The organism is Cellulomonas sp. plas2, assembly GCF_057221735.1.
The window spans coordinates 2,488,629-2,509,672 of sequence record NZ_CM170155.1 but is presented as its reverse complement, the minus strand read 5'-3'; the positions used below and the strand labels follow the sequence as shown (position 1 = coordinate 2,509,672).

At 72.6% G+C, this 21,044-nt stretch carries 18 protein-coding genes; 17 read left to right on the top strand and 1 reads right to left on the bottom strand.

Annotated features, from left to right (window positions below; all coding sequences use genetic code 11):
• Positions 1 to 324: 324 nt before the first annotated feature.
• From malQ to AC2TDM_RS11210, 8 genes are all read left to right on the top strand, one after another.
• Positions 325 to 2,148 carry a 4-alpha-glucanotransferase gene (gene malQ, locus AC2TDM_RS11245; RefSeq protein WP_484634656.1) on the top strand — a complete coding sequence of 608 codons (1,824 nt, stop codon included), beginning with the start codon at positions 325 to 327 and terminating at the stop codon, positions 2,146 to 2,148.
• A 215-nt stretch (positions 2,149 to 2,363) separates the two neighbouring features.
• Positions 2,364 to 3,254, top strand: coding sequence for a hypothetical protein (locus tag AC2TDM_RS11240; RefSeq protein WP_484634655.1), 891 nt, complete (start codon positions 2,364 to 2,366; stop codon positions 3,252 to 3,254).
• Positions 3,251 to 4,903: a GGDEF domain-containing protein gene (locus tag AC2TDM_RS11235; RefSeq protein WP_484634654.1), complete on the top strand. Its 1,653-nt coding sequence runs from the start codon at positions 3,251 to 3,253 to the stop codon at positions 4,901 to 4,903. The genes AC2TDM_RS11240 and AC2TDM_RS11235 overlap by 4 nt, the downstream gene beginning before the upstream one ends.
• Before the next feature lie 106 nt (positions 4,904 to 5,009).
• Positions 5,010 to 5,663 carry a hypothetical protein gene (locus AC2TDM_RS11230; protein ID WP_484634653.1) on the top strand — a complete coding sequence of 218 codons (654 nt, stop codon included), beginning with the start codon at positions 5,010 to 5,012 and terminating at the stop codon, positions 5,661 to 5,663.
• 93 nt (positions 5,664 to 5,756) lie between these two features.
• Positions 5,757 to 6,206 carry a signal peptidase I gene (locus tag AC2TDM_RS11225; protein WP_484634652.1) on the top strand — a complete coding sequence of 150 codons (450 nt, stop codon included), beginning with the start codon at positions 5,757 to 5,759 and terminating at the stop codon, positions 6,204 to 6,206.
• Between the two features lie 77 nt (positions 6,207 to 6,283).
• Positions 6,284 to 7,498, top strand: a complete 1,215-nt coding sequence (locus AC2TDM_RS11220) for a hypothetical protein (RefSeq protein ID WP_484634651.1) — start codon at positions 6,284 to 6,286, stop codon at positions 7,496 to 7,498.
• A complete protein-coding gene (locus AC2TDM_RS11215; RefSeq protein WP_484634650.1) occupies positions 7,492 to 8,118 on the top strand; it encodes a hypothetical protein in 627 nt (208 codons plus the stop codon). Before AC2TDM_RS11220 ends, AC2TDM_RS11215 begins: the two co-directional genes overlap by 7 nt.
• A gap of 230 nt (positions 8,119 to 8,348) precedes the next feature.
• A complete protein-coding gene (locus tag AC2TDM_RS11210) occupies positions 8,349 to 8,684 on the top strand; it encodes a histone-like nucleoid-structuring protein Lsr2 (protein WP_310747052.1) in 336 nt (111 codons plus the stop codon).
• Here the strand turns inward: AC2TDM_RS11210 and AC2TDM_RS11205 are convergent.
• Positions 8,623 to 9,324: a hypothetical protein gene (locus tag AC2TDM_RS11205; protein WP_484634649.1), complete on the bottom strand. Its 702-nt coding sequence runs from the start codon at positions 9,322 to 9,324 to the stop codon at positions 8,623 to 8,625. The genes AC2TDM_RS11210 and AC2TDM_RS11205 overlap by 62 nt on opposite strands.
• A 783-nt stretch (positions 9,325 to 10,107) precedes the next feature.
• On the opposite strand from AC2TDM_RS11205, the gene ileS reads away from it, so the two are divergent.
• The 9 genes from ileS (at position 10,108) to ndk (ending at position 21,037) form a co-directional block, all read left to right on the top strand.
• Complete coding sequence (ileS, locus tag AC2TDM_RS11200) at positions 10,108 to 13,395, top strand: isoleucine--tRNA ligase (RefSeq protein WP_484634648.1); 3,288 nt, start codon at positions 10,108 to 10,110, stop codon at positions 13,393 to 13,395.
• A gap of 101 nt (positions 13,396 to 13,496) precedes the next feature.
• On the top strand, positions 13,497 to 14,921 hold the full coding sequence (locus AC2TDM_RS11195; protein WP_484636447.1) for a bifunctional folylpolyglutamate synthase/dihydrofolate synthase: 1,425 nt from the start codon (positions 13,497 to 13,499) through the stop codon (positions 14,919 to 14,921).
• 209 nt (positions 14,922 to 15,130) lie between these two features.
• Positions 15,131 to 16,126 carry a dihydroxyacetone kinase subunit DhaK gene (gene dhaK, locus AC2TDM_RS11190; RefSeq protein WP_484634647.1) on the top strand — a complete coding sequence of 332 codons (996 nt, stop codon included), beginning with the start codon at positions 15,131 to 15,133 and terminating at the stop codon, positions 16,124 to 16,126.
• A gap of 85 nt (positions 16,127 to 16,211) precedes the next feature.
• Entirely contained in the window at positions 16,212 to 16,844 is a 633-nt protein-coding gene (gene dhaL / locus AC2TDM_RS11185; RefSeq protein WP_090030091.1) for a dihydroxyacetone kinase subunit DhaL, read from the top strand.
• The gene (dhaM, locus tag AC2TDM_RS11180) at positions 16,841 to 17,662 is read left to right on the top strand and encodes a dihydroxyacetone kinase phosphoryl donor subunit DhaM (protein ID WP_484634646.1); all 822 of its coding nucleotides are present in this window, start codon (positions 16,841 to 16,843) and stop codon (positions 17,660 to 17,662) included. Before dhaL ends, dhaM begins: the two co-directional genes overlap by 4 nt.
• Positions 17,663 to 17,719: 57 nt before the next feature.
• Complete coding sequence (locus AC2TDM_RS11175) at positions 17,720 to 18,334, top strand: TetR/AcrR family transcriptional regulator (protein ID WP_484634645.1); 615 nt, start codon at positions 17,720 to 17,722, stop codon at positions 18,332 to 18,334.
• A gap of 61 nt (positions 18,335 to 18,395) precedes the next feature.
• Positions 18,396 to 20,012 carry an MDR family MFS transporter gene (locus tag AC2TDM_RS11170; protein WP_484634644.1) on the top strand — a complete coding sequence of 539 codons (1,617 nt, stop codon included), beginning with the start codon at positions 18,396 to 18,398 and terminating at the stop codon, positions 20,010 to 20,012.
• Positions 20,013 to 20,079: 67 nt separating this feature from the next.
• On the top strand, positions 20,080 to 20,538 hold the full coding sequence (locus tag AC2TDM_RS11165; RefSeq protein ID WP_484634643.1) for a DUF4233 domain-containing protein: 459 nt from the start codon (positions 20,080 to 20,082) through the stop codon (positions 20,536 to 20,538).
• A 67-nt stretch (positions 20,539 to 20,605) separates the two neighbouring features.
• Positions 20,606 to 21,037, top strand: a complete 432-nt coding sequence (gene ndk, locus AC2TDM_RS11160; RefSeq protein WP_484634642.1) for a nucleoside-diphosphate kinase — start codon at positions 20,606 to 20,608, stop codon at positions 21,035 to 21,037.
• Positions 21,038 to 21,044: the final 7 nt, after the last annotated feature.

The window sequence follows — 21,044 nt, the reverse complement described above, 5'->3', positions numbered from 1 at the left end:
GAGGGCAGCAAGCGTTCGTTGCATGAGTTGCAGCAAGTTGCTGCAAGGTCTTGCAAAAGCACCGGCGGCCGGTCTAGCGTTGCGAGGCCGCCAGCGGGAGGCCTCGCGATGATGCTGCGCCCGCTCGAACAGATCAGGAGACACCCGGTGCGACGGAGCATCCCCTTTCTCGCGGCCGCCGCCGGGATGTGGACACCGCCCTTCCCGGCTGCCGTTTCCTCCGTCTGAAGCAGTACATCCTCGGCGGTGGCCTAACAGTTGGACGGGCTCTGCGGCTCGTCGACTCCCGGGCCAGCGCCATCAGATCCGCACAGGGACAAACACATGGCCGTGACGCATCCCGATTTAGTGCCGGCGAGCTACGTCGACGCCCACGGCGTAGTCCAGCATCTTGACGGTGCGACGCGCGCCGTCGTGCAGGCCGCCGTGACCAACAGGGGTATCTCCCAAACGCCGCTTGTCTGCGTGCCAGGGGAACGGTGGGAGCGGCTGGACGGTCACCTCGAGACGTTGGACGGGTCCTACCTCGGCCCTGTCGAGGACGTCGCGCCCCCGGCGGGCTACTACCGGCTGGTCACGGCGGACGGCCGTCGCCGCCTGCTCCTGAGCGCCCCGGCGACCTTTCCCCAGCCCGAGCGCGGCTGGGGCTGGGCCGTGCAGCTCTACGCGGCCCGGTCGCGCGGCTCGTGGGGCATCGGCGACTTCCGCGACCTCGCGCACATCGCGCGCCGGGCGCGCGACGCCGGTGCGGCCTCCGTGCTCATCTCCCCGCTGCACGCGGCGGCGCCGTGCTCGGTCCAGCAAGCCTCGCCGTACTCGCCCGCCTCGCGCGAGTGGCTGCAGCTGCTCCACATCGCCATCGAGGACGTCCCGGGCGCAGACGCCGTCGACCTGTCCGACCTCGCCGCACGCGGCCGTGGGCTCAACGCCACGCGGCGCATCTACCGCGACGGGGTGTGGGCGCTCAAGCACGCCGCGCTGCTGCGCATCTGGCAGGCCACGCGCCGCCGCCTGCCCGTCGAGCACGACGTCTGGGTCGCCGCCGGCGGGGAGGACCTGCGCCGCTTCGCGACGTGGTGCGTCCTGGCCGAGCGCATCGGCACGGCGTACTGGCCCAGCTGGCCCGAGCAGTACCGCACCCCGGCCGGTGCGGCGCACTACGCCGAGGAGAACGCCGAGCGCGTCGCGTTCTACTGCTGGGCGCAGTGGGTCGCCGACGTGCAGCTCGCCACGGCGTGCGAGGCGGGCGCGACGATCGTGGCCGACGTCGCGGTCGGCTTCGACTCCTCCTCGGCCGACGCGTGGGCCCACCAGGACGCCGTCGTGTTCGACTACGAGGTCGGCTGTCCGCCCGACCGGCACAACCTCGACGGCCAGACGTGGGGCCTGCCGCCGCTGAGCCCGACGGCGCTCGTCGCCTCGGACCTGCGGCCGTTCGTCGCGATGGTCCGCTCGGCGCTGGCCCACGCCGGTGCGCTGCGGATCGACCACGTCATGCAGCTGTGGCGTCTCTACTGGGTGCCGGTCGGCGGCCACCCCGCCGCGGGCGCCTACGTCCGGTACCCGGTCGAGGCGATGCTCGCGGTGCTGCGGCTCGAGGCGCACCGCGCGGGGGCCTGGGTCGTCGGCGAGGACATGGGCACGGTCGCCGAGGGCGTCCGCGAGACGATGGCCGAGCAGGGCATGCTCGGCTACCGCGCCGCGCTGCGCCTGCCGGTGGACCAGTTCCCCGAGGCGGCGATGGGTGCGTCGTCCACGCACGACCAGGCGACGATCGCCGGCACGCTGACCGGCTCGGACATGGCCGACCTGCGGGCGATCGGGAAGTCGGCGAACTTCGAGCAGCTCGAGGGCGTGCGCCGCGAGCTCGCGGCGGCCGCCGGGGTGGACCTCGACGGCCCCGTGGGCCCTGAGCAGGTCGCCCAGGCTGTCCGGGCCCAGTACGCCCGGCTCTCGGCGTGTGCGGCCCGCGTCGTGCTGGCCTCGCTGGACGACGCCGGCGCGGTCGCCGAGCGCCCCAACATGCCCGGCACGGTCACCGAGTGGCCCAACTGGTGCCTGAGCCTGCCGCGCCCGGTGGAGGACCTGCTCGAGGAGCCGCTCGCGCAGGACGTCGCGCGCATCCTCGACGGGCGCCGCGCGGTCTGACGGCCCTGCGACGCGCGGGAGAAAGGGCCAGCACACGCCCAAACGGGCTCTGGGGCATGACGGATTCAGCGCGAAGGGGCGCGCCAGCAACCCCACATGTGGATCTTCAGGCTGTTGACTCCGGCCGGAAAAGGTCCGCTGCGCGCAACGTCTCACTGCCGGCGTCGGACTTGTCGATGAGCACTACTGTGAGCACTCGGCATTTCCGCGCGACCGTGGCGACGCTCCTGGTCGCCGCTGGCGCGTCGCTCGCAGTGGCGGTCACGTCCCCACCTGCAGGGCAACCGGTGCTGCTCGCACGCCAAGGTCTCGATGACGGGTTCTCGCCGACCGCGCGGGAGCCCGCCGCGCCAGGGGCTAAACCGCTCCTGGCAGCTTCCGGCCTGGTGCCCGGTCACCCGCTGGCCGGGTGCGTCGAACTGCCTCGCTGGACCGTGCCCGGGCAGGTACACCTCCTGGCCGAAGAGCTGAACGGGGTGCTCGCGCCGTTGCTCCTTGTGACGGTCGCTACAGGAACCGGATCGAGTGCCGTCTGCGCCGACTTCTCGGGCGTGACCTTGTACGAGGGCACGCTTGCGGACCTGGCAGCGTCGGACGGCCTAGACACGGGTTGGGCCCCAGCCGATGGAGCGCGAACTTTTCGGGTGACCGTGGAGGTGGCCGACGATGAGCGCGCCGCCGGTGCTACGGCGACGACGACGTTCCTTTGGGTCGCGGTACCCGCCACGCCCGACGACGACCTGCCTCCCCCTGATCCACAAGCCGCAGGTGGGACGTCGGCATCAACGGCCGACACCGGGCCGTCGCACCTCACGACCTCGCCTGCGAACAGCGCACCGTCCGGCGGCGACACGAGCGCTGTGCAGTCCTCGGCGGAGCACTCGCCCGAGCCCACAGTTGGCATCGCCCTCGAAGCCGGACCGGTGCGCGTCTTCCTGCGCGACCTGGCCCGGACGGCCTGGCTGCCTCTGCTGCTCCTCGTCCTGCTCCTCGTCTACTTAAGGCTGCAGGACCGCCTCGACCGTGACGATCCAAAACTGGCCCTCGCCCCGATGCACCCAGACCAGCTCGTCCCGTTCCCGACCTCGACCCGGAGCCGACCGTGACCCAGACGTCCGATCCCTCGCGCCACGGCCTCGTGCCCCTGGTCGACCGGATGCGCTGGGCAGGTTTGCTCCGCATCGGCCTGCTCGGCGCAGCAGCCGGTCTCGTTCTCACTGCACCGACACGATCGCTCGACGCGGCGGCGTTCATCGCCGTCGCGCACCTGACGTTCGTGCTCGTCACCCTGCTGGCTTCCCGGTTGGGACGCAAGGCGACGATCACGGCGCTCAACGCCTCGCTCGTGCTCGACGGGTTCGTCCTCGCCGCGGTGATCCACGTCCTTGGGGACCTCAGCGGCTTCGTGACTGCCCTCTATGTCATCCACGTGAGTGCGGTAAGCCTGCTCATGAGCTTCCGGACGGGCGTCAAGGTGGCGCTGTGGCACTCGTTGGTCGTGCTCGTCTTCCTCCATGCCTCCGCGACCGGTGTGCTGCGCGGTGGCACGCTCGAGGGTCGGCCGGTCATCATGACCACCTACCTGGCGTTCCTGCTGCTGCTCTGGGTCGCCGCGCTCGGCACGTCGGCGTTCGCTGCGCTCAACGAGCGCGAGCTCCGGCGGCGACGGTACGACGCCGAGGTCCTACACCGCCTCGCTGTTGCCCTGTCGACCGTCGACGACCCAGAGAGTGTCGTGCACAGCCTTGCCCGAGCGGTCGTCGACGATCTCGGCGTACGGCGGGCGCTCGTGGCCGTGACGCCCGGTCAACCGACCCACGATGCAGGCCTGGTCCCAGAGCTCTGTGTCGTCCTGACGAGTCCGGGGTCGGACAAGTTGGTGCTGGGCTCGGCCGACCGGCGGACCGCGGTGTCCACGCATGGTCCAACAACGGGCTGCGCAGACGCGCCCGGTTCGCTCCTGGCTCGAGTCCCCGTCGGAGGCGGCCCGGTGCTCGCCATCAAGGCGGACCCGACCTGGGACGAATGGCTCGTCCAACGCCTGCCCCAAGCGCAAGGCATCGTCGCGCTACCGCTGCCCCTCGGTGATGCCGGGCGTGGGTGGCTCGTGTTGGAGCTCGGTCGACGCCGGCTCAACGGCGTCGACCGGCGACTGCTGTCCACCGCCGAGCAGGCGGTGGCACACGCCGCCCTGGCGCTGACGCGCGCGGCTGCCGTCGCATCCTTGCGCCGGATCGCCGAGACAGATGGCCTGACCGGCGTCGGGAACCGGCGCGCCTTCGACGCTGCGCTCGCCCACGCGATCGACACCGCACGGTCAGGGCAGGAAGACTTCTCCGTGGCGTTGATGGACCTCGACCACTTCAAGGCCGTCAACGACAGCCACGGTCACGCGGTCGGCGACGAGGTACTCCGGGCGGCCGCGCACGCGATCCGCATGGCGAGCCGAACCGGCGACATGGTCGCGCGGTACGGCGGAGAGGAATTCGCTGTGATCCTGCCCGGTGACGCGCGATCTGCTGTGTCGGTAGCAGACCGCCTACGGCGAGCGGTCGAAACGTCCGAGGCGCCTCTGCCGGTCACGTGCAGCGTGGGTGTAGCGCCGTGGACCGCAGATGCCTCGATCGCGGACGTGCTCCGGTCTGCGGACAGCGCGCTCTACCGCGCGAAGGCGGCGGGACGAAATCGGACGGTCGACGCCACGGAGGCGGAAGTGGACCCAATTTCCACCGAGTCGACCGCCGTGCGGGCGTGATATCCCGGCTCGGCGACCGGGGTGCCGGATCACGATGGCGCAATCGTTCAACTGCGGTGGGCCCCGGCCGATGGAGTGGTGACCATCCACCAGCCAGGAGCGCCACATGACCGAGAAGACGAGCCCGGGCCGCCACCGCGTGCACCCGGCCAAGCGCAGCAGACGTACTGCCGCCGTGACAACCGTCCTCGTGCTTATCGTCGCCAGCGGCGCAGCCATGTCCACCTGGTCGGGGTTCAGCGCTCAGACGACGAACGAGGCAAACAGCTTCAGCACCGCCCAGATCAGCCTGACCGACAACGACACGGGCGCCTATGCGATGTTCCGATCGGCGAACGGCGGCAATGCCTACGCTCTCCTTCCCGGCGATGTCGTGACCGAGTGCATCGGCGTGACGTACACGTCCAACGCGACCACCCGAACGCCGACCGTGAAGCTGTCCGCCACCGGCGGCGCGGGCACGCTAGCGCCCGACGTCAATGTCACGGTGACCCGTGGAACGATCACCGGCACGCCGTCGTGGCCGACCACGACCTGCGGCAGCGGGTTCACCGCCGACGCCGTCGGCCAGCTGTACACAGGCAATCTGCAGGACTTCATCACGGCGGTTAGCACCACGCCGCTGGCCACCGGGACCTGGGGGAACAACGCCGCCGGAGAGACGCACTACTTCCAGGTGCGCGCCGAGGTGCTGGCGACGGCGTCCCAGAACGAGACGGTCGCGCCGTTCACCCTCGCCTTCACCTCCGACACCAACTGAGCTCTTGTGTCTCGCCGCCGGGCCGCGACGGCGCCGAACCGCCGGTCCGGCCTGGTTCGGCGCCTCGGTCGCATCCGCGTGGGACCCCTGGTCATGGTCGCGCTCATCCTCGCGATCGCCAGCCTCGCCGTTGCCGGTTGGCAGATCGTCATCGACAGGAGCGACAGCATGCGGCCGACCCTGCGCGCGGGCGACCTGCTGCTGCTGCGACCGGTCGGCCTCGGCGCCACCGACGCCGGTGACATCCTCACCTTCCCGGATCCGCGGGCACAGGACCGCACGCTGACCCACCGCCTCGTCATTCGCACGGACACGGCCGGCGGCTTCACCGTCCAGACCAAGGGAGACGCGAACACCGTGAGCGAGACGTGGTCAGCTCCACGTGACGCCGTCGTCCATCAGGTCGCCGTTCGAGTCCCCCACGTCGGTCGCGCGGTCGCCGTCCTCGGCCTCCCTCTAGTGCGGGCCTGCGCGATCACCGGCCTCATCGCGATCTTCACCGTCACAACTCTGCGCCGCGTCTGGCGCACGGACCAGCTGTGAGCCCGGCCCGACGTCGATCGAGGCGCACCGCCCTCTGGGCTCTCGCCGTCTTACTGTGGCTGCCGCTCGGGACGGGCATGACCTCGAGCGGCATCACAGCCATGACGGTCAGCGCGGGGAACCAGCTCGCTACAGCAACGATCTTCGCTTGGCATCCCCTTCCTTCGAGCGCAACCACACCGACCACGAGTCCCATCAACAGCAGCACGTCGGTCTCGTCCTGGACGCCCCGACTTGCCGACGTGGCGGGCGCGCCGTGGGTCGCATGGGCCGAGACGAGCGGGAGCGGGCGGCAGGTCCGGGTCAAGCGCTGGGACGGCACGGCTTGGCAAGCCGTCGGTGGAGCTCTTGGTACGAACGCGCGAACACCGGCGATCGCCGCAGTCGACGGAACTGTCTTCGTCGCCTGGTCGGAGGTCGGCACGCCCAGCACGATCCGGATCGCGCGCTGGACAGCCGGCGCGTGGCAGACAGTCCAAGCCGGGTCTCAGGATGCCTGGAACTTGGACAACCAAAAGAACGCCTACCGGCCACGCCTCACCGCGGTCGGTGCCTCGCTCTGGGCGGTGTGGCAGGAACTGGACAGCAGCGGCAGCTACCTCCAAGTCAAGTGGCGCAGTTACAACACTCTGACCTCGTCGGCCAGCGGTAGCGGAATCATGGCTTACGACAACGCAAAGCAGGCAGTCGATCCGGACGTCGCCACGGTCGCGGGGCAGCCCTGGGTGGTGTTCTCCGAAACGAACGGCAGTGGTATCTCGACAATCCGGGTGCGGTCACCGTCCGTGGGCCGCGGGACGGAACTCAACGTGAACGCCGCCCAGCCTGCTTACGGCCCCTCCATCGCAGTCGGACTCGATGACCTGCCTCACATCGCATTCCGCGAGCAGACAGCCGGCTGCTGGCAGGTCCGCACGCGGCGATGGACCGGTAGCACGTGGCTGCAGTCCGGGGGGTCGAGTCTGACACCCACCGTCTGCACAACCTCGAGCGTCGGCGGCGGATCACCGCAGTACCCGGACGGGATGCCGAACGTCGGGGATCCCAGCATCGCCGTCGTCGGGTCTATCCCTTGGCTCACCTGGGCCGAGCGCAACGCGAACGGCAACTTCGACATGGTGGTCGCTCGCTACGCAGCGAGCACCGACCAGTGGATCCGGACCTCAGTCGTGGACATCGGCCCGGCGGCGGACACGGTGACGGGTCACCTCCTCGCTTCAGGCGGGCGCCCTCACGTGACATTCACTGAGTGGGACGGAATCAACTGGGAGGCTCGGGTGGCTCGGTGGTGACGACGAAAGCCCGGTTGCCTCGTGTTCTGACTGCAGCTCTGGTCCTGACGGCGGGAGGGACAGCAGCCCTCGCCTGGTCGGAGAGGACGACGATCCACAGCAGCGCCGGTAACAGCTTCACCGCCGCGACCGTCGTCCTCACCGATGACGACCGCGGCACCGCTCTCTTCCATCCTGCGGACGGGGAGGCGGCGGCGATGGTGCCCGGCCAGCAGATCGTAAGGTGCGTCGCCGTCGTGCTGGCGACCGACGCGACGGCCGGTAGGCAAGACGTCGTGTTCTACGCCTCGGGCTCGGGTGAGCGCGCCGAAGCGGGCCTGAGCGACTCGCTGGAACTCACCGTCGAGCGAGGGTCCGCATCGGGCCCGAAGACCCCCGAGGCTCCGTGTGGCGAAAGCTACGAACCTGATCCAGCTGGGCCTGTCTTCCGCGGAACGCTCGCGACCTTCCTGTCGGCGCACGGGTCATCGGACACCGGGGCACCCACCGGCGAGTGGAGGCATGTGCCAAATGGTGATGAGCACGTCTTCCGGATCTCCGTTCGGCTGGCCGACGACGCCACAACGCCCGGAGCCTCTGTGAGCGCCGTCACCTTCTTCTGGAAGTCTGTCACCACTTGATCGGCATGCGGGCCACCACTGACTTGGCGAAGGTCGACGGCCCGCACCGGCCCAGCCTCACGGGGGACGCCCGCGCCGGGTCGGCTATCGCCGAGGCGCCCGACCACATGCCCGAGACCGGGTGAACCGACGTCTCAAGCGTCTCAGTGCTGCGGTGAACGTTGCCCGCCGAATGATGAATACGCGATGCCCTTTGGACAGAGGATGCGCATCGTGGGAATGTTGAGCACATGGCACAGCAGACGAAGGTCACCATTCTCGACGACATCGACGGTACCGAAGGCGCCCAGAGCGTCGCCTTCTCCTACGAGGGTCAGTCCTACGAGATCGACCTCGGCGACAAGAACCGTGAGGTCCTGGTCAAGGCGCTGCAGCCCTACATCGACGCTGGTCGGAAGGTCGGCGGCGGACGCTCTCGCAGCGGCGGTGCTGCTCCCCGGACGCGCGCGGGCAACGCCGACACGACGGCCATCCGCGAGTGGGCGAAGGCGAACGGCATCACGGTCAACGAGCGTGGCCGGATCGCGGATTCGGTGCGCCAGCAGTACGAGGCCGCGAAAGCCTGAGGCGCCCAGCGCCCCTCAAAGCCGCGCTCAGCGATGGCGGCAAATTAGCCAGGCGGTGACGAGCGCCAGCCCGTGCGCGCCGGTCAGATCCGTCCCCGCCGAAGGACAGGCGGGTGGCGATGTTGACCGTCCACCCGTACCCGGTCGGGCTGGACGTCGAGGCCTGCGGCAGGCCCGCCACGCCCACCGACAGGGAGTTGTAGACCAGCGAGACCGGGATGTCCCCAGCGATCCCGCCTGCGGCCATCCCGTCGATGGTAGCCATGAGGTTGCCGGTGGCGACGTTGACCTCGGCCGAGACCCGGTCAGCGGGGGAGTAGGAGAACGCGGTGCGGTTCTTGCGCGGGCCAGCGCCCAGCATCGGGGACACCTGCGAGGTCTGCAGCGCGCTGAGCGCCGAGCACGCCCCTGCGTCACAGCCCTTGACCTGCCACTCGATGACCGTGCCGGCAGGCAGCGGCCCTGTCAGCGTCAGCCGGGCGGTACCACCGGCGGCGACGGGCACCGCGGTGCCGTTGGCCAGGTTCCAGGTGGTGGAGCCTGCGCGGCGCGCGTAGAAGGTGCCGTTGACCGACCCGCCGTCCGCATCGCTGACCCGCGCCCCGATGATCGGCGAGTACGTCAGCGCCTTCTCGAACACGAACCGCTCACCGACGGCACCGCCGCAGCAGCGGGTAACCCGCTGACCACCAACGCCACGGCCGGCAATCCCACGAGAACACCCCAGCGACCGCGCACGCGCTCCCCCTCGAGGCTGGCCCACCGCGCCACTGCGGTACGACACCTGCGCGTGATCCAAGCAGTTCCGGGCACCGCCCATGTGACCCGATCGGGTGAAGTATTCGGGCCGGTGCCGCCCACTTCGCGAGGACGCGGACACGGTGCGGTGATCCCGTGCGCGCGCGATACCAGTCCAGGCGCCGAAGCGAAAGGTATGGATTGCCCATCAACTGAGCGTCGACAAGGCGGCACCGTGGGCGTCGATCGCCACGCCCGCTCCGGTGTGCCGACGAGGGTCGGGTAGCCGCACCCGATGCTGCTCGACGGCTTCCGGTGCGAGAGGATCACCGCCCTGGCGCCGCCGGCGCGGGAGATGGCCGGCGCCTGATCCGCGGCCGCGCGATGTCAGCCCGATCGCCGCAGGCCGACGCCTGTGGCTACCATGGCCGTACAGGCGTCGACCCGGCCATCACCGGCGAGCCTCCGGAAGAAAGGACTGCGCGAGCGGTCCCGGTAGAACCGGACGGGCAGGCCCGTGACAGCCGACGACAAGTGGTCGGACGCGTCGCACGCCGCAGGGCGGGCGACGGGCCCGGCAAGCGAGGTGGTACCGCGGTGGCCCGGCCGGTCCGGTGACGTCGTCCTCGTGCGCCCGGCACGTCACGCACCCCGGCGGGTGCGGCAGGACCAAGGAGCCCCTCGCGTGGCCTACCCGTTGCACCGCTCGTCGTCGCCCGTCCCGGCGTCCCCGGACCTGCCCGCGCTCGAGGCGGACGTCCTCGCGCACTGGGCGCAGGACGGCACGTTCGGCGCCAGCATCGACGCGCGCCCGGCGGGCGAGGGCGGCTCCAACGAGTTCGTCTTCTACGACGGCCCGCCGTTCGCCAACGGCCTGCCGCACTACGGCCACCTGCTGACCGGCTACGCCAAGGACGTCGTGCCGCGCTACCGCACGATGCGCGGCAACCGCGTCGAGCGCCGGTTCGGCTGGGACACCCACGGCCTGCCCGCGGAGCTCGAGGCCGAGCGCATCCTCGGCATCACCGACAAGTCGCAGATCGAGGAGATGGGCATCGCGGCCTTCAACGCCGCGTGCCAGGAGTCCGTCCTGCGCTACACGGGGGAGTGGCGCGAGTACGTCACCCGCCAGGCGCGCTGGGTCGACTTCGACCACGACTACAAGACGCTCGACATCTCCTTCATGGAGTCGGTCCTCTGGGCGTTCAAGACCCTGTACGACAAGGGCCTGGCCTACGAGGGCTACCGCGTCCTGCCCTACTGCTGGCGCGACCAGACGCCGCTGTCCAACCACGAGCTCGGCATGGACGCGGACGTGTACCAGGACCGCCAGGACCGGACGGTGACGGTGACGTTCCCGCTGGCCGGGGAGCGGGCGGAGGGCCTCGGGCTGGCGGGCGTCGCGGCCGTGGCCTGGACGACGACGCCGTGGACCCTGCCGACGAACGCCGCCCTGGCGGTCGGGCCGGAGGTCACCTACGTCGTCGTGCCGCACGCCACGCCGGCCGCGGAGCGCACCGGGATCCAGGAGCACCTCGCGGCGGACACGTTCCTGCTCGCCGAGGCTCTGCTGCCGGCCTACGCCAAGGACCTCGGCTACGCGTCGGGCGACGAGGCGCTCGCGGCCGTCACGCGGCGCGTCACCGGCGCGGAGCTGGCCGGGGTGCGCTACGAGCGGCTCTTCGACTACTTCGCGGACACCGACGCCTGGGGCACGGGCCACGCCTGGCAGGTGCTCACCGAGGACTACGTCACCACCGAGGACGGCACGGGCGTCGTCCACCAGGCTCCCGCCTACGGCGAGGCCGACCAGGAGTCCTGCGAGCGCGCCGGCATCCCGACCATCCTGTCCGTCGACGAGGGCGGCCGGTTCACAGCCGTGGTGCCGGACTTCCAGGGCCTGCAGGTGTTCGAGGCGAACAAGCCGATCATCGACCGCCTGCGCGCCGACGGCCGCCTGCTGCGCGAGTCCTCCTACGTGCACTCCTACCCGCACTGCTGGCGCTGCCGGAACCCGCTGATCTACAAGGCGGTCTCCTCCTGGTTCGTCCGCGTGAGCGCGTTCCGCGACCGCATGGTCGAGCTCAACCAGCAGATCTCCTGGACGCCGGAGCACCTGCGCGACGGGCAGTTCGGCAAGTGGCTGGCCGGCGCGCGCGACTGGTCGATCTCCCGCAACCGGTACTGGGGCACACCCATCCCGGTGTGGGTGTCCGACGACCCCGCCTTCCCGCGGACCGACGTCTACGGCTCCCTGGCCGAGCTCGAGCGGGACTTCGGGCGCCTGCCGACGAACGCCGCCGGGCAGCCCGACCTGCACCGGCCCTTCATCGACGAGCTGACGCGCCCGAACCCCGACGACCCGTCGGGCCGGGCGACGATGCGGCGCATCACGGACGTGCTCGACGTGTGGTTCGACTCGGGCTCGATGCCGTTCGCGCAGGTCCACCACCCCTTCGAGAACGCCGACTGGTTCGAGGGGCACTTCCCGGGCGACTTCATCGTCGAGTACATCGGGCAGACCCGCGGCTGGTTCTACACGCTGCACGTGCTGGCCACGGCCCTGTTCGACCGGCCGGCGTTCCGGTCCGTCATCTCGCACGGCATCGTGCTGGGCGACGACGGCCGCAAGGCGTCCAAGTCCCTGCGCAACTTCCCCGACCCCATGGTCATGTTCGACCGGTACGGCTCCGACGCCGTGCGGTGGTCGCTCATGTCCTCGCCGGTGCTGCGCGGCGGCAACCTCGTCGTCGCCGAGGAGAACATCCGCGAGGCCGTGCGCCAGGTGCTGCTGCCGGTGTGGAGCACGTACTACTTCTTCACGCTCTACGCCGGTGCGGCGCGCGGCGGCGAGGGGTACGAGGCGCAGCCGGTGACGGCCGAGCGCGTCGCCGGGCTGCCGCCGATGGACCGGTACCTCCTGGCCCGCACGCGCGACCTCGTCGTCGACCTCACGGCGCGGCTCGACGCGTACGACATCGCCGGGGCGTGCGAGGCCGTGCGCGAGCACCTCGACGTCCTGACCAACTGGTACGTGCGCACCCAGCGCGACCGCTTCTGGGCGGAGGACGCCGACGCGTTCGACACGCTGTGGACCGCCCTCGAGGCGCTGACGCGCGTCATGGCGCCGCTCGCGCCGCTCGTGACGGAGGAGGTGTGGCGCGGGCTCACCGGCGGGCGCTCGGTGCACCTCGGCGACTGGCCGACGCCGGACGACGGGGCGCTCGTCGCCGACCCCGCGCTCGTCGCCGCGATGGACGGAGTCCGGTCCGCCGTGTCCGTCGCGCTCGGTCTGCGCAAGGCGAACGGGCAGCGCGTGCGCCAGCCGCTGCGGCGGCTGACCGTCGCCGTGCCGGACCCCGACGCGCTCGTGCCCTACCGCGACCTGCTCGCGGCCGAGCTCAACGTGAAGGACGTCGAGCTCGTCGCGGCCGACGAGGCCGCCGCCGCCGCGCACGGCATCGCCCAGCGGCTGGCGGTCAACGCGCGCGCCGCCGGGCCACGCCTCGGCCGCGGGGTGCAGGCCGTGATCCGCGCGGCCCGCGAGGGTGCGTGGCGGGTCGACGGGGAGACGGTCGTGGTGACCACGCCCGACGGCGACGTGCCGCTCGAGCCGGCGGAGTACGAGCTGACGACCGTCGTCGCGGCGGCCGAAAGCGGCGAGGGTCCGACGGCCGCGGCCGCGGTGCTGCCCGGCGGCGGGTTCGCGGTGCTCGACCTCGTCCTGGACGACGAGCTGCGTGCCGAGGGCTACGCCCGCGACGTCGTCCGGGCCGTGCAGGACGCGCGCAAGGCCGCCGGCCTCCAGGTCGGCGACCGCATCGCGCTGACCCTCGGCGTGCCGGCCGAGCACGTGGCCGCCGTCGAGGCGCACCGCGCGTTCGTCGCCGACGAGACCCTGGCGACGACGCTCGTCGTCGCCCCCGCCACCCCCGACCACCCCGAGCTCACCGTGGAGGTGGCGCGCGCATGACCGGACGCGAGGACGAGGGGCCCGAGGTCCGCGACGAGGAGCACGACGAGACGCACGGCCGGGACGCGGACGACGAGCGCCGCGACCTGCTGGGCCGCCGGATGGCCCAGGGGGACGAGCGCCGGGCCGCCGCGTCCGCCGGCGCGCACGCCTCGTCGGGCGCCGCGCACCTGCGCGCCGAGGCCGCGCGCGAGGCCCGGGAGGCGGCCGACGAGGTGTACCGCGCGATCCTCGAGCGGGCGCCCGAGCACGACATCGACCCCACGCTTGACCGGGTCCGCGACGTGCTGGAGCTCCTCGGCGACCCGCAGCGCGCCTACCGGACGGTCCACCTCACCGGCACGAACGGCAAGACCTCCACCGCGCGCATGGTCGAGCGGCTGCTGCGCGAGCACGGGCTGCGCACGGGCCGGTTCACCAGCCCCCACCTGACCCGCGTCACCGAGCGCATCGCCATCGACGGCGAGCCGCTGTCCGACGAGCGGTTCGTCGAGGTGTGGCAGGACGTGGCCCCGTACGTGCACCTGGTCGACACCCGCTCGCTCGAGCAGGGGAAGCCGCGGCTGTCCTTCTTCGAGGTGTTCACGGTCATGGCGTTCGCCGCCTTCGCCGACGCGCCGGTGGAGGTGGCGGTCGTCGAGGTCGGGCTCGGCGGGCGGTGGGACTCGACGAACGTCGTCGACGGCGAGGTCGCGGTGATCACGCCGGTCGCGATGGACCACGAGCGCTACCTCGGGGACACGCTCGTGGAGATCGCCGAGCAGAAGGCGGGGATCGTCAAGGACGGCGCCACCCTCGTGCTCGCGCGCCAGCAGGAGGACGTCGACGGCGTCGTGCTGGCCGTCGCGGCCGAGCGCGGGGCGCGCGTGGTCCGCGAGGGCGTGGACGTCGACGTGCTCGAGCGCGTGGTGGCCGTCGGCGGGCAGGTGGTGAGCCTGCGCGGCCTCGGCGGCGTCTACACGGACGTGTTCCTGCCCCTCCACGGCGAGCACCAGGCGCACAACGCGCTGCTCGCCCTCGTCGCGGTCGAGGCGCTGCTGACCGGGGGCGGCGCGCTCGACGCGGGCGTGGTCGAGGCGGCGTTCGGCGACGTGAGCTCCCCCGGCCGCCTCGAGGTGGTGCGGACCAGCCCGACGGTCGTCGTCGACGGCGCGCACAACCCCGCCGGGGCCGAGGCCATGGTGGCGGCGCTGGAGGAGGCGTTCTCCTTCGTCCGGCTCGTGGGGGTCGTCGGCGCGATGGCGGACAAGGACGTCGAGGGCATCCTGTCGGTCCTCGAGCCCGTGCTCGACGAGGTCGTCGTCACCCGCGCGGCCTCCGACCGGGCGCTGGAGGTCGACGACCTGGCCGACCTCGCGCGCGACGTGTTCGGCGAGGACCGCGTCCACGTCGCCGAGCGGCTCGACGAGGCGATCGACGTGGCGGTGCAGCGGGCCGAGGGCGAGGTCGAGCGCGGCGCCGGCGTGCTCGTCACCGGGTCCATCCAGCTCGTCGCGCAGGCGCGCGCGCTGCTCGGCCGGTCCTGAGCACAGGCCCGGAGCGCGCGTCCGCGAGGGCGCGCTGCAATGGCACGTCGCCCGTCCGGGGGATCCCGGGCGGGCGAGTGCACGGACGTGCAGCGCACCTGCACGGGAGTCCTTGACCGCGCGCTCACCTGCGGACACAGTGGGTCCCGCCGCGGGCGAGGACGCCCGGCACCGCCCGGCGAGGGCGGCGTGACGCTGGAGGGACCTTCGTGAAGAAGCTCATCAACGACCCGCAGGACGTCGTCGCCGAGTCGGTGGAGGGCTTCGGCCTCGCCCATGCCGACCTCGTGGCCGTCCACGCCGACCCCCTGTTCGTCGCGCGGGCCGGCGGTGCCGTGACCGGGAAGGTCGGTCTCGTCAGCGGCGGGGGCAGCGGGCACGAGCCGCTGCACGCCGGCTTCGTCGGCGTCGGGATGCTGGACGCGGCCGTCCCCGGCGCGATGTTCACCTCCCCGGTCCCCGACGCCATCACGCCCGCGATCCAGGCGGCGGACTCCGGCGCCGGCGTGCTGGCGATCGTGAAGAACTACACGGGGGACGTGCTCAACTTCGAGACGGCCGCCGAGCTCGCCGACGCCGAGGGCGTCACCGTGCGCACGGTGGTCGTCAACGACGACGTCGCGGTCGAGGACTCCACGTGGACCGCCGGCCGGCGCGGCGTGGCGGGCACGGTCATGGTCGAGAAGATCGCCGGCGCGGCGGCCGAGCGCGGCGACGACCTCGACGCGGTGGCGGCCGTCGCGGAGAAGGTCGTCGCCAACGTCCGGTCGATGGGTGTCGCGCTCACCGCCTGCACGGTCCCGCACGCGGGCCGGCCGAGCTTCGACCTGCCCGACGACGAGATGGAGATCGGCATCGGCATCCACGGCGAGCCGGGCCGGCACCGCGTGCCGCTCCAGCCCGCCGACGCCGTCACCGAGGCGCTGCTGACGCCCGTGGTCGAGGACCTCGGGCTGAGCGGGGGCGAGCAGGTCCTGCTCTTCGTCAACGGCATGGGCGGGACCCCGGCGTCCGAGCTCTACATCGTCTACCGCAAGGCCCGCGCGCTGCTCGAGGCCCGGGGCGTCTCCGTCGCGCGGTCCCTCGTCGGCAGCTACGTCACCTCCCTGGAGATGCAGGGCGCCTCGGTGACGGTCCTGCGGCTCGACGAGGAGACGACGGCGCTGTGGGACGCGCCGGTGCACACGGCGGCGCTGCGCTGGTGAGGAGCCGACGCGGGCCGGGGTCTACGGTGGCCGTCGGTCCGGCCGGTCCGGCTGAGGGCCCCGACCCCGAAGGGCAGGGAGCGTGATGAGCCTCGACGCGCAGTGGGCCGTGGCCTGGACCCGGGCCGCCGCCGCGGCCGTCGCCGAGCACCGGGCGGAGCTCGTCGAGCTGGACCGCCAGATCGGCGACGGCGACCACGGGGAGAACCTGCACCGCGGCTTCACCGCGGTCGTGCAGCGCCTCGACGCACTCCCCGAGGCGCCGGCGCAGGTCGGGGAGGTGCTCAAGCTCGTGGCGACGACGCTCATGTCCACGGTGGGCGGCGCCGCAGGCCCGCTGTACGGGACGGCGTACCTGCGCGCGGCCAAGGTCACGGCGGCCGAGGTGCTCGACAGCGCCGGCGTCGTCGCGCTGCTCGAGGCGGCGCTCGAGGGGATCGTCGTGCGCGGCAAGGCCGGCGTGGGGGAGAAGACGATGGTCGACGCCTGGACGCCGGCCGTCGAGGCGGCGGTGACGGCGGCCGACGCCGGTGCCGAGCCGGCGGCGGTCCTGCGGGCGGCGGCGGATGCGGCCGAGGAGGGCGCGCGCTCGACGATCCCGCTCGTCGCCACGAAGGGCCGGGCGAGCTACCTCGGCGAGCGTTCGGCCGGGCACCTCGACCCCGGCTCGGCCTCGACCGCGCTCATCCTGCGGGCGGCGGCGGGAGCGGCTTCATGAGCGGGACCGCCGGCGCGTCGACGCCGTCCGTGGCCCTCGTCGTCGTGTCGCACTCGCGCACCCTGGCCGACGGCGTCGTCGAGCTCGCCGCGCAGATGGCGCCCGGGGTGCGGCTGCTGCCGGCCGCGGGCGCCCCCGACGGCGGGCTGGGGACGAGCTTCGACCTCGTGGCGCAGGCCCTCGTCGCCGGCACGCGCGACGGGGGGCACGTCGTCGTCCTGACGGACCTGGGGTCGGCCGTCCTCACGGCGGAGTCCGCGCTCGAGCTCGCCGCCGACGACGTCGTCGCGCGGGTGCGCCTCGTGGACGCGCCGCTCGTCGAGGGGGCCGTGGCCGCGGCGGTCGCCGCGGCGGGCGGTGCCGACCTCGAGGCGGTGGCCCGGGCGGCGGCGGAGGCGCGCGGACCGGCGTCCGGCGGTGCAGGACCGGACGCAGGACCGGACGTAGGACCGGTCGCGGGGGCGGAGGACGAGCCGGACACGGCGTCCGCGGGGACCGCCGCGGCATCCGTCACGACGCCGGGCCCCGACGCGACGCCGGCTCCGGCCGCGCCCACCGACGAGCCCCTGGACGCGCAGGTCACCGTGCGCAACGAGCTCGGGCTGCACGCGCGCCCCGCCGCCCAGCTCGCCCGCGCGATGGCGGCGTTCGACGCCCAGGTGCTCGTGGACGGCGCGAACGCCGCGTCCGTCATCGCCCTCATGAAGCTCGGCGCGGTCGGTGGGCAGACCCTGGCCGTGCAGGCGCGCGGCCGGCAGGCGCGCGAGGCGCTCGACGCGTTCACGACCGCGGTGGAGAGCGGCTTCGGCGAGGTGTGAGGCGTCACCTGGACGGCCTCTGGTGAGAAACGTGCAGTCGCTGTAACTTTGCGTCCCGTGCAGAAGACCGATGTCGCACCCGCCGTCCCCGGCGGTCCCGGGCTGCGCGAGCGCAAGAAGGCCGCGTGCCGCTCCGCGCTCATCGACGCCGCCCAGGCCATCGCGGCGGACCGCGGCGTCGAGGCCGTCACGGTCGAGGAGGTGTGCGAGCGGGCCGGCGTCTCCGCCCGCACCTTCTTCAACTACTTCGACACGAAGGACGACGCGGTGCTGGGCCACGTGCCCTGGCCGCTCGACCCGGCGGTGGCGGAGGCCTTCGCCGCCGGCGGGCCGACGGGCGTCCTCCCCCGCGACGTCGTCCACCTCCTGACGCGCGTGCTCGACGGCGTCCCGGACCGGGACCGCATGATGCGCGGCCTGTCGCTGGCCCGGCAGGAGCCCCGGCTCCTGTCCCGCCACCTCGCCTGGCTCGACCAGCACAAGGACGCCCTGCTCGAGATGGTCCGGCGCCGCCTCGGCCCCGACGACGAGCGGTCGGACGTCGCCGCGATGCTCGTGCTGCTCCTCGTGCACACCGCCATCGAGCGGCGGGACCGCGCCGGCGGGGACGGCTCGCCCGGGGACCACCTCGGCCCCGCCCTGCGCGACCTGCGGTCCCTCATCAGCGCCTGACCGCCCCGCGCCCACCTGCCCCTCTTCACCCCCCCACGTCATCGAGAACGAGGTCATCCGCATGTCCGCAGCCACCACGGCCGGCGCCCCGCCGGAACCCGACGGCCGGCTCGTCGTCCTGACGCCCCGCGTCATCTGGACGATCTTCGCCGCGCTGCTCGCCAGCATGTTCCTGTCCTCGCTCGACCAGTCGATCGTCGGCACGGCGCTGCCGACGATCGTCGGGGAGCTGGACGGCGTCGAGCACCAGGGCTGGGTCGTCACCGTCTACATCCTGGCGATCGCGATCGTCATGCCGCTGTACGGCAAGTTCGGCGACCTGTGGGGCCGGCGCTACCCGTTCCTCGTCGCCATCGGCCTGTTCACCGTGGCGTCGGCCGGCGCCGGCTTCTCGCAGTCCCTGGGCGAGCTCGTCGCCTGGCGCGGGGTCCAGGGCCTGGGCGGCGGTGGGCTCATGATCCTGTCGCAGGCGATCATCGCGGACATCGTCCCCGCGCGGGAGCGCGGGAAGTACATGGGGCCGCTCGGCGCGCTGTTCGGCATCTCGGCCGTCCTCGGGCCGGTCCTCGGCGGCTTCTTCACCCAGCACGCCGACTGGCGCTGGGTGTTCTGGATCAACATCCCCATCGGCGTGGCCGCCTTCGTGACCGCCTGGGTGACCCTGCGCCTGCCGAGCCACCGGTCCGAGAAGCGGCTGGACGTCGCGGGGATCGTCCTGCTCGTGCTGGCCACCTCGGGCCTCGTCCTCGCGACGAGCTGGGACTCCTGGTCCGGCGCCGAGGGCTACGACTGGTCCGACGTGCGCCTGTCCGGCCTCGTCGTCGGCACGCTGGCCGCCATCGCCGCGTTCGTGCTCGTCGAGCTGCGGGCGCAGGAGCCCGTCCTGCCGCTGCGGCTGTTCCGCAACCCGACCTTCACCATCGCCACGGCGATCGGCCTCGTGCTCGGCATGGGCATGTTCTCCGCCCTGGCGTTCCTGCCGACCTTCCTGCAGATGGCGACGGGTGCCGGAGTCACGGAGTCCGGCTTCCTCATGCTGCCGATGATGGCGGGCCTCATGCTCACCGCGATCGTCTCCGGCGTCGCGATCACCCGGACCGGCCGCTACAAGCTGTTCCCCGTCGCGGGCCTGGCGGTCACGGCGGCCGGCATGGTGTGGCTCACCCGGATCACCGGCGACATGTCGATGTGGGTGTTCGGCGCCATGATCTTCGTCCTCGGCGCCGGTCTGGGCCTCGTCATGCAGACCGTGGTGCTCGCGGTGCAGAACTCCGTGGACCCGCACGAGATCGGGACCGCGACGTCCGCGAACAACTTCTTCCGCGAGATCGGCGCGGCGGTCGGGACGGCGGTCTTCTCGACGATCTTCACCGGGCGGCTGGCCGACGGCCTGGAGCCGCTGTTCGCCGGGGCGACGACGGGCGGCGACCCGTCCGCGGACTCGGGCGGCGCGTCGGGCCTCACGCCCGCGATCGTCTCGGCCCTGCCGGAGGCGCTGCGTACGGGCGTCGTCGACGCCTACGCGCAGGCGCTGGCCCCGGCGTTCTGGCTGCTGATCCCGCTCATCCTCGTCGGCCTGGTGCTCGCGCTGTTCCTGCGCGAGGTGAAGCTGTCCGACGAGGCCGGCATGGTCGCCCGCGGCGAGGCCGTCGCCCACACGCCGGGGGCGGGCGCCTGAGAGCACGACGCGGGACGCGGCCGGCGGCGGGACCACCCACCGCCGGCCGGCTCGTACCCTGGGTGCCATGACCGGGTCCACGACCAGCCCGCCGCCGGGGCCGCCGCCGGGGTACGTCATCCGGCGCAAGCGGGACGCGAAGCCGCAGTTCGCGCAGACGATGCTGCTGCTCGAGGCGTTCGTCGTGCTGTTCGCGACGCTCGTCGCCTCGGGGCTCCAGCGCGCCGGTCAGCTCGACGTGCCCGCCGGGTGGCTGTGGGGCGGGGGGCTGGGGCTGGCGGTCCTGCTGACGCTGCTCTCGGGGTCGGTGAGCCGGCGCGGCGGGTACGCGCTCGGGTCCGTCGCCCAGGTGCTCGTGCTGGCGACGGGGGTCGTCGTGCCGATGATGCTCGTCGCCGGCGGCGTGTTCGTCGTCCTGTGGGTCGTCTCGTTGCGGCTCGGCGGCCGCATCGACCGGGAGCGGGCCGCCTTCGACGCGGCCCACCCCGACGCGGTGCCCCCGCCGCCGCGCCCGCGCCTGGGCTGACGACGGCCGCCCCGGGCCGGGCCCGCCGCCCCGTCCACGCGCCGGCCGCGCCGTTAGGGTGTGCGCCATGAACGCGACCGCACCGCAGCGCACCCTCGTCCTGGTCAAGCCCGACGGCGTCCGCCGCCGCCTGTCCGGGGAGGTGCTGCGCCGCATCGAGGCGAAGGGCTACACGCTCGTCGCGGCGGAGCTGCGGGTGGCGCCGACCGAGCTGCTCGAGGAGCACTACGCCGAGCACGCGGGCAAGCCGTTCCTGCCGGCGCTCGTCGAGTTCATGCACAGCGGGCCGGTCCTCGCCGCCGTCGTCGAGGGCTACCGCGTCATCGAGGGCTTCCGGAGCCTCGCCGGCGCCACCGACCCGACGGCCGCCGCGCCCGGCACCATCCGCGGCGACCTGGCGCACGACGTCGGCTCGCCGCTCATCGAGAACGTCGTGCACGGCTCGGACTCCCCGGAGTCGGCCGCGCGGGAGATCGCCCTCTGGTTCCCGTCGCTCTGACCCGCCG

Coding starts and splice junctions, on each gene's coding strand:
- AC2TDM_RS11225 (WP_484634652.1), top strand. CDS start 5,757: ATGGTCGCGCTCATCCTCGCGATCGCCAGCCTCGCCGTTGCCGGTTGG.
- AC2TDM_RS11210 (WP_310747052.1), top strand. CDS start 8,349: ATGGCACAGCAGACGAAGGTCACCATTCTCGACGACATCGACGGTACC.
- AC2TDM_RS11220 (WP_484634651.1), top strand. CDS start 6,284: ATGACCTCGAGCGGCATCACAGCCATGACGGTCAGCGCGGGGAACCAG.
- malQ (WP_484634656.1), top strand. CDS start 325: ATGGCCGTGACGCATCCCGATTTAGTGCCGGCGAGCTACGTCGACGCC.
- dhaM (WP_484634646.1), top strand. CDS start 16,841: ATGAGCGGGACCGCCGGCGCGTCGACGCCGTCCGTGGCCCTCGTCGTC.
- AC2TDM_RS11230 (WP_484634653.1), top strand. CDS start 5,010: ATGACCGAGAAGACGAGCCCGGGCCGCCACCGCGTGCACCCGGCCAAG.
- ndk (WP_484634642.1), top strand. CDS start 20,606: ATGAACGCGACCGCACCGCAGCGCACCCTCGTCCTGGTCAAGCCCGAC.
- AC2TDM_RS11170 (WP_484634644.1), top strand. CDS start 18,396: ATGTCCGCAGCCACCACGGCCGGCGCCCCGCCGGAACCCGACGGCCGG.
- dhaL (WP_090030091.1), top strand. CDS start 16,212: ATGAGCCTCGACGCGCAGTGGGCCGTGGCCTGGACCCGGGCCGCCGCC.
- AC2TDM_RS11195 (WP_484636447.1), top strand. CDS start 13,497: ATGGCCCAGGGGGACGAGCGCCGGGCCGCCGCGTCCGCCGGCGCGCAC.
- AC2TDM_RS11165 (WP_484634643.1), top strand. CDS start 20,080: ATGACCGGGTCCACGACCAGCCCGCCGCCGGGGCCGCCGCCGGGGTAC.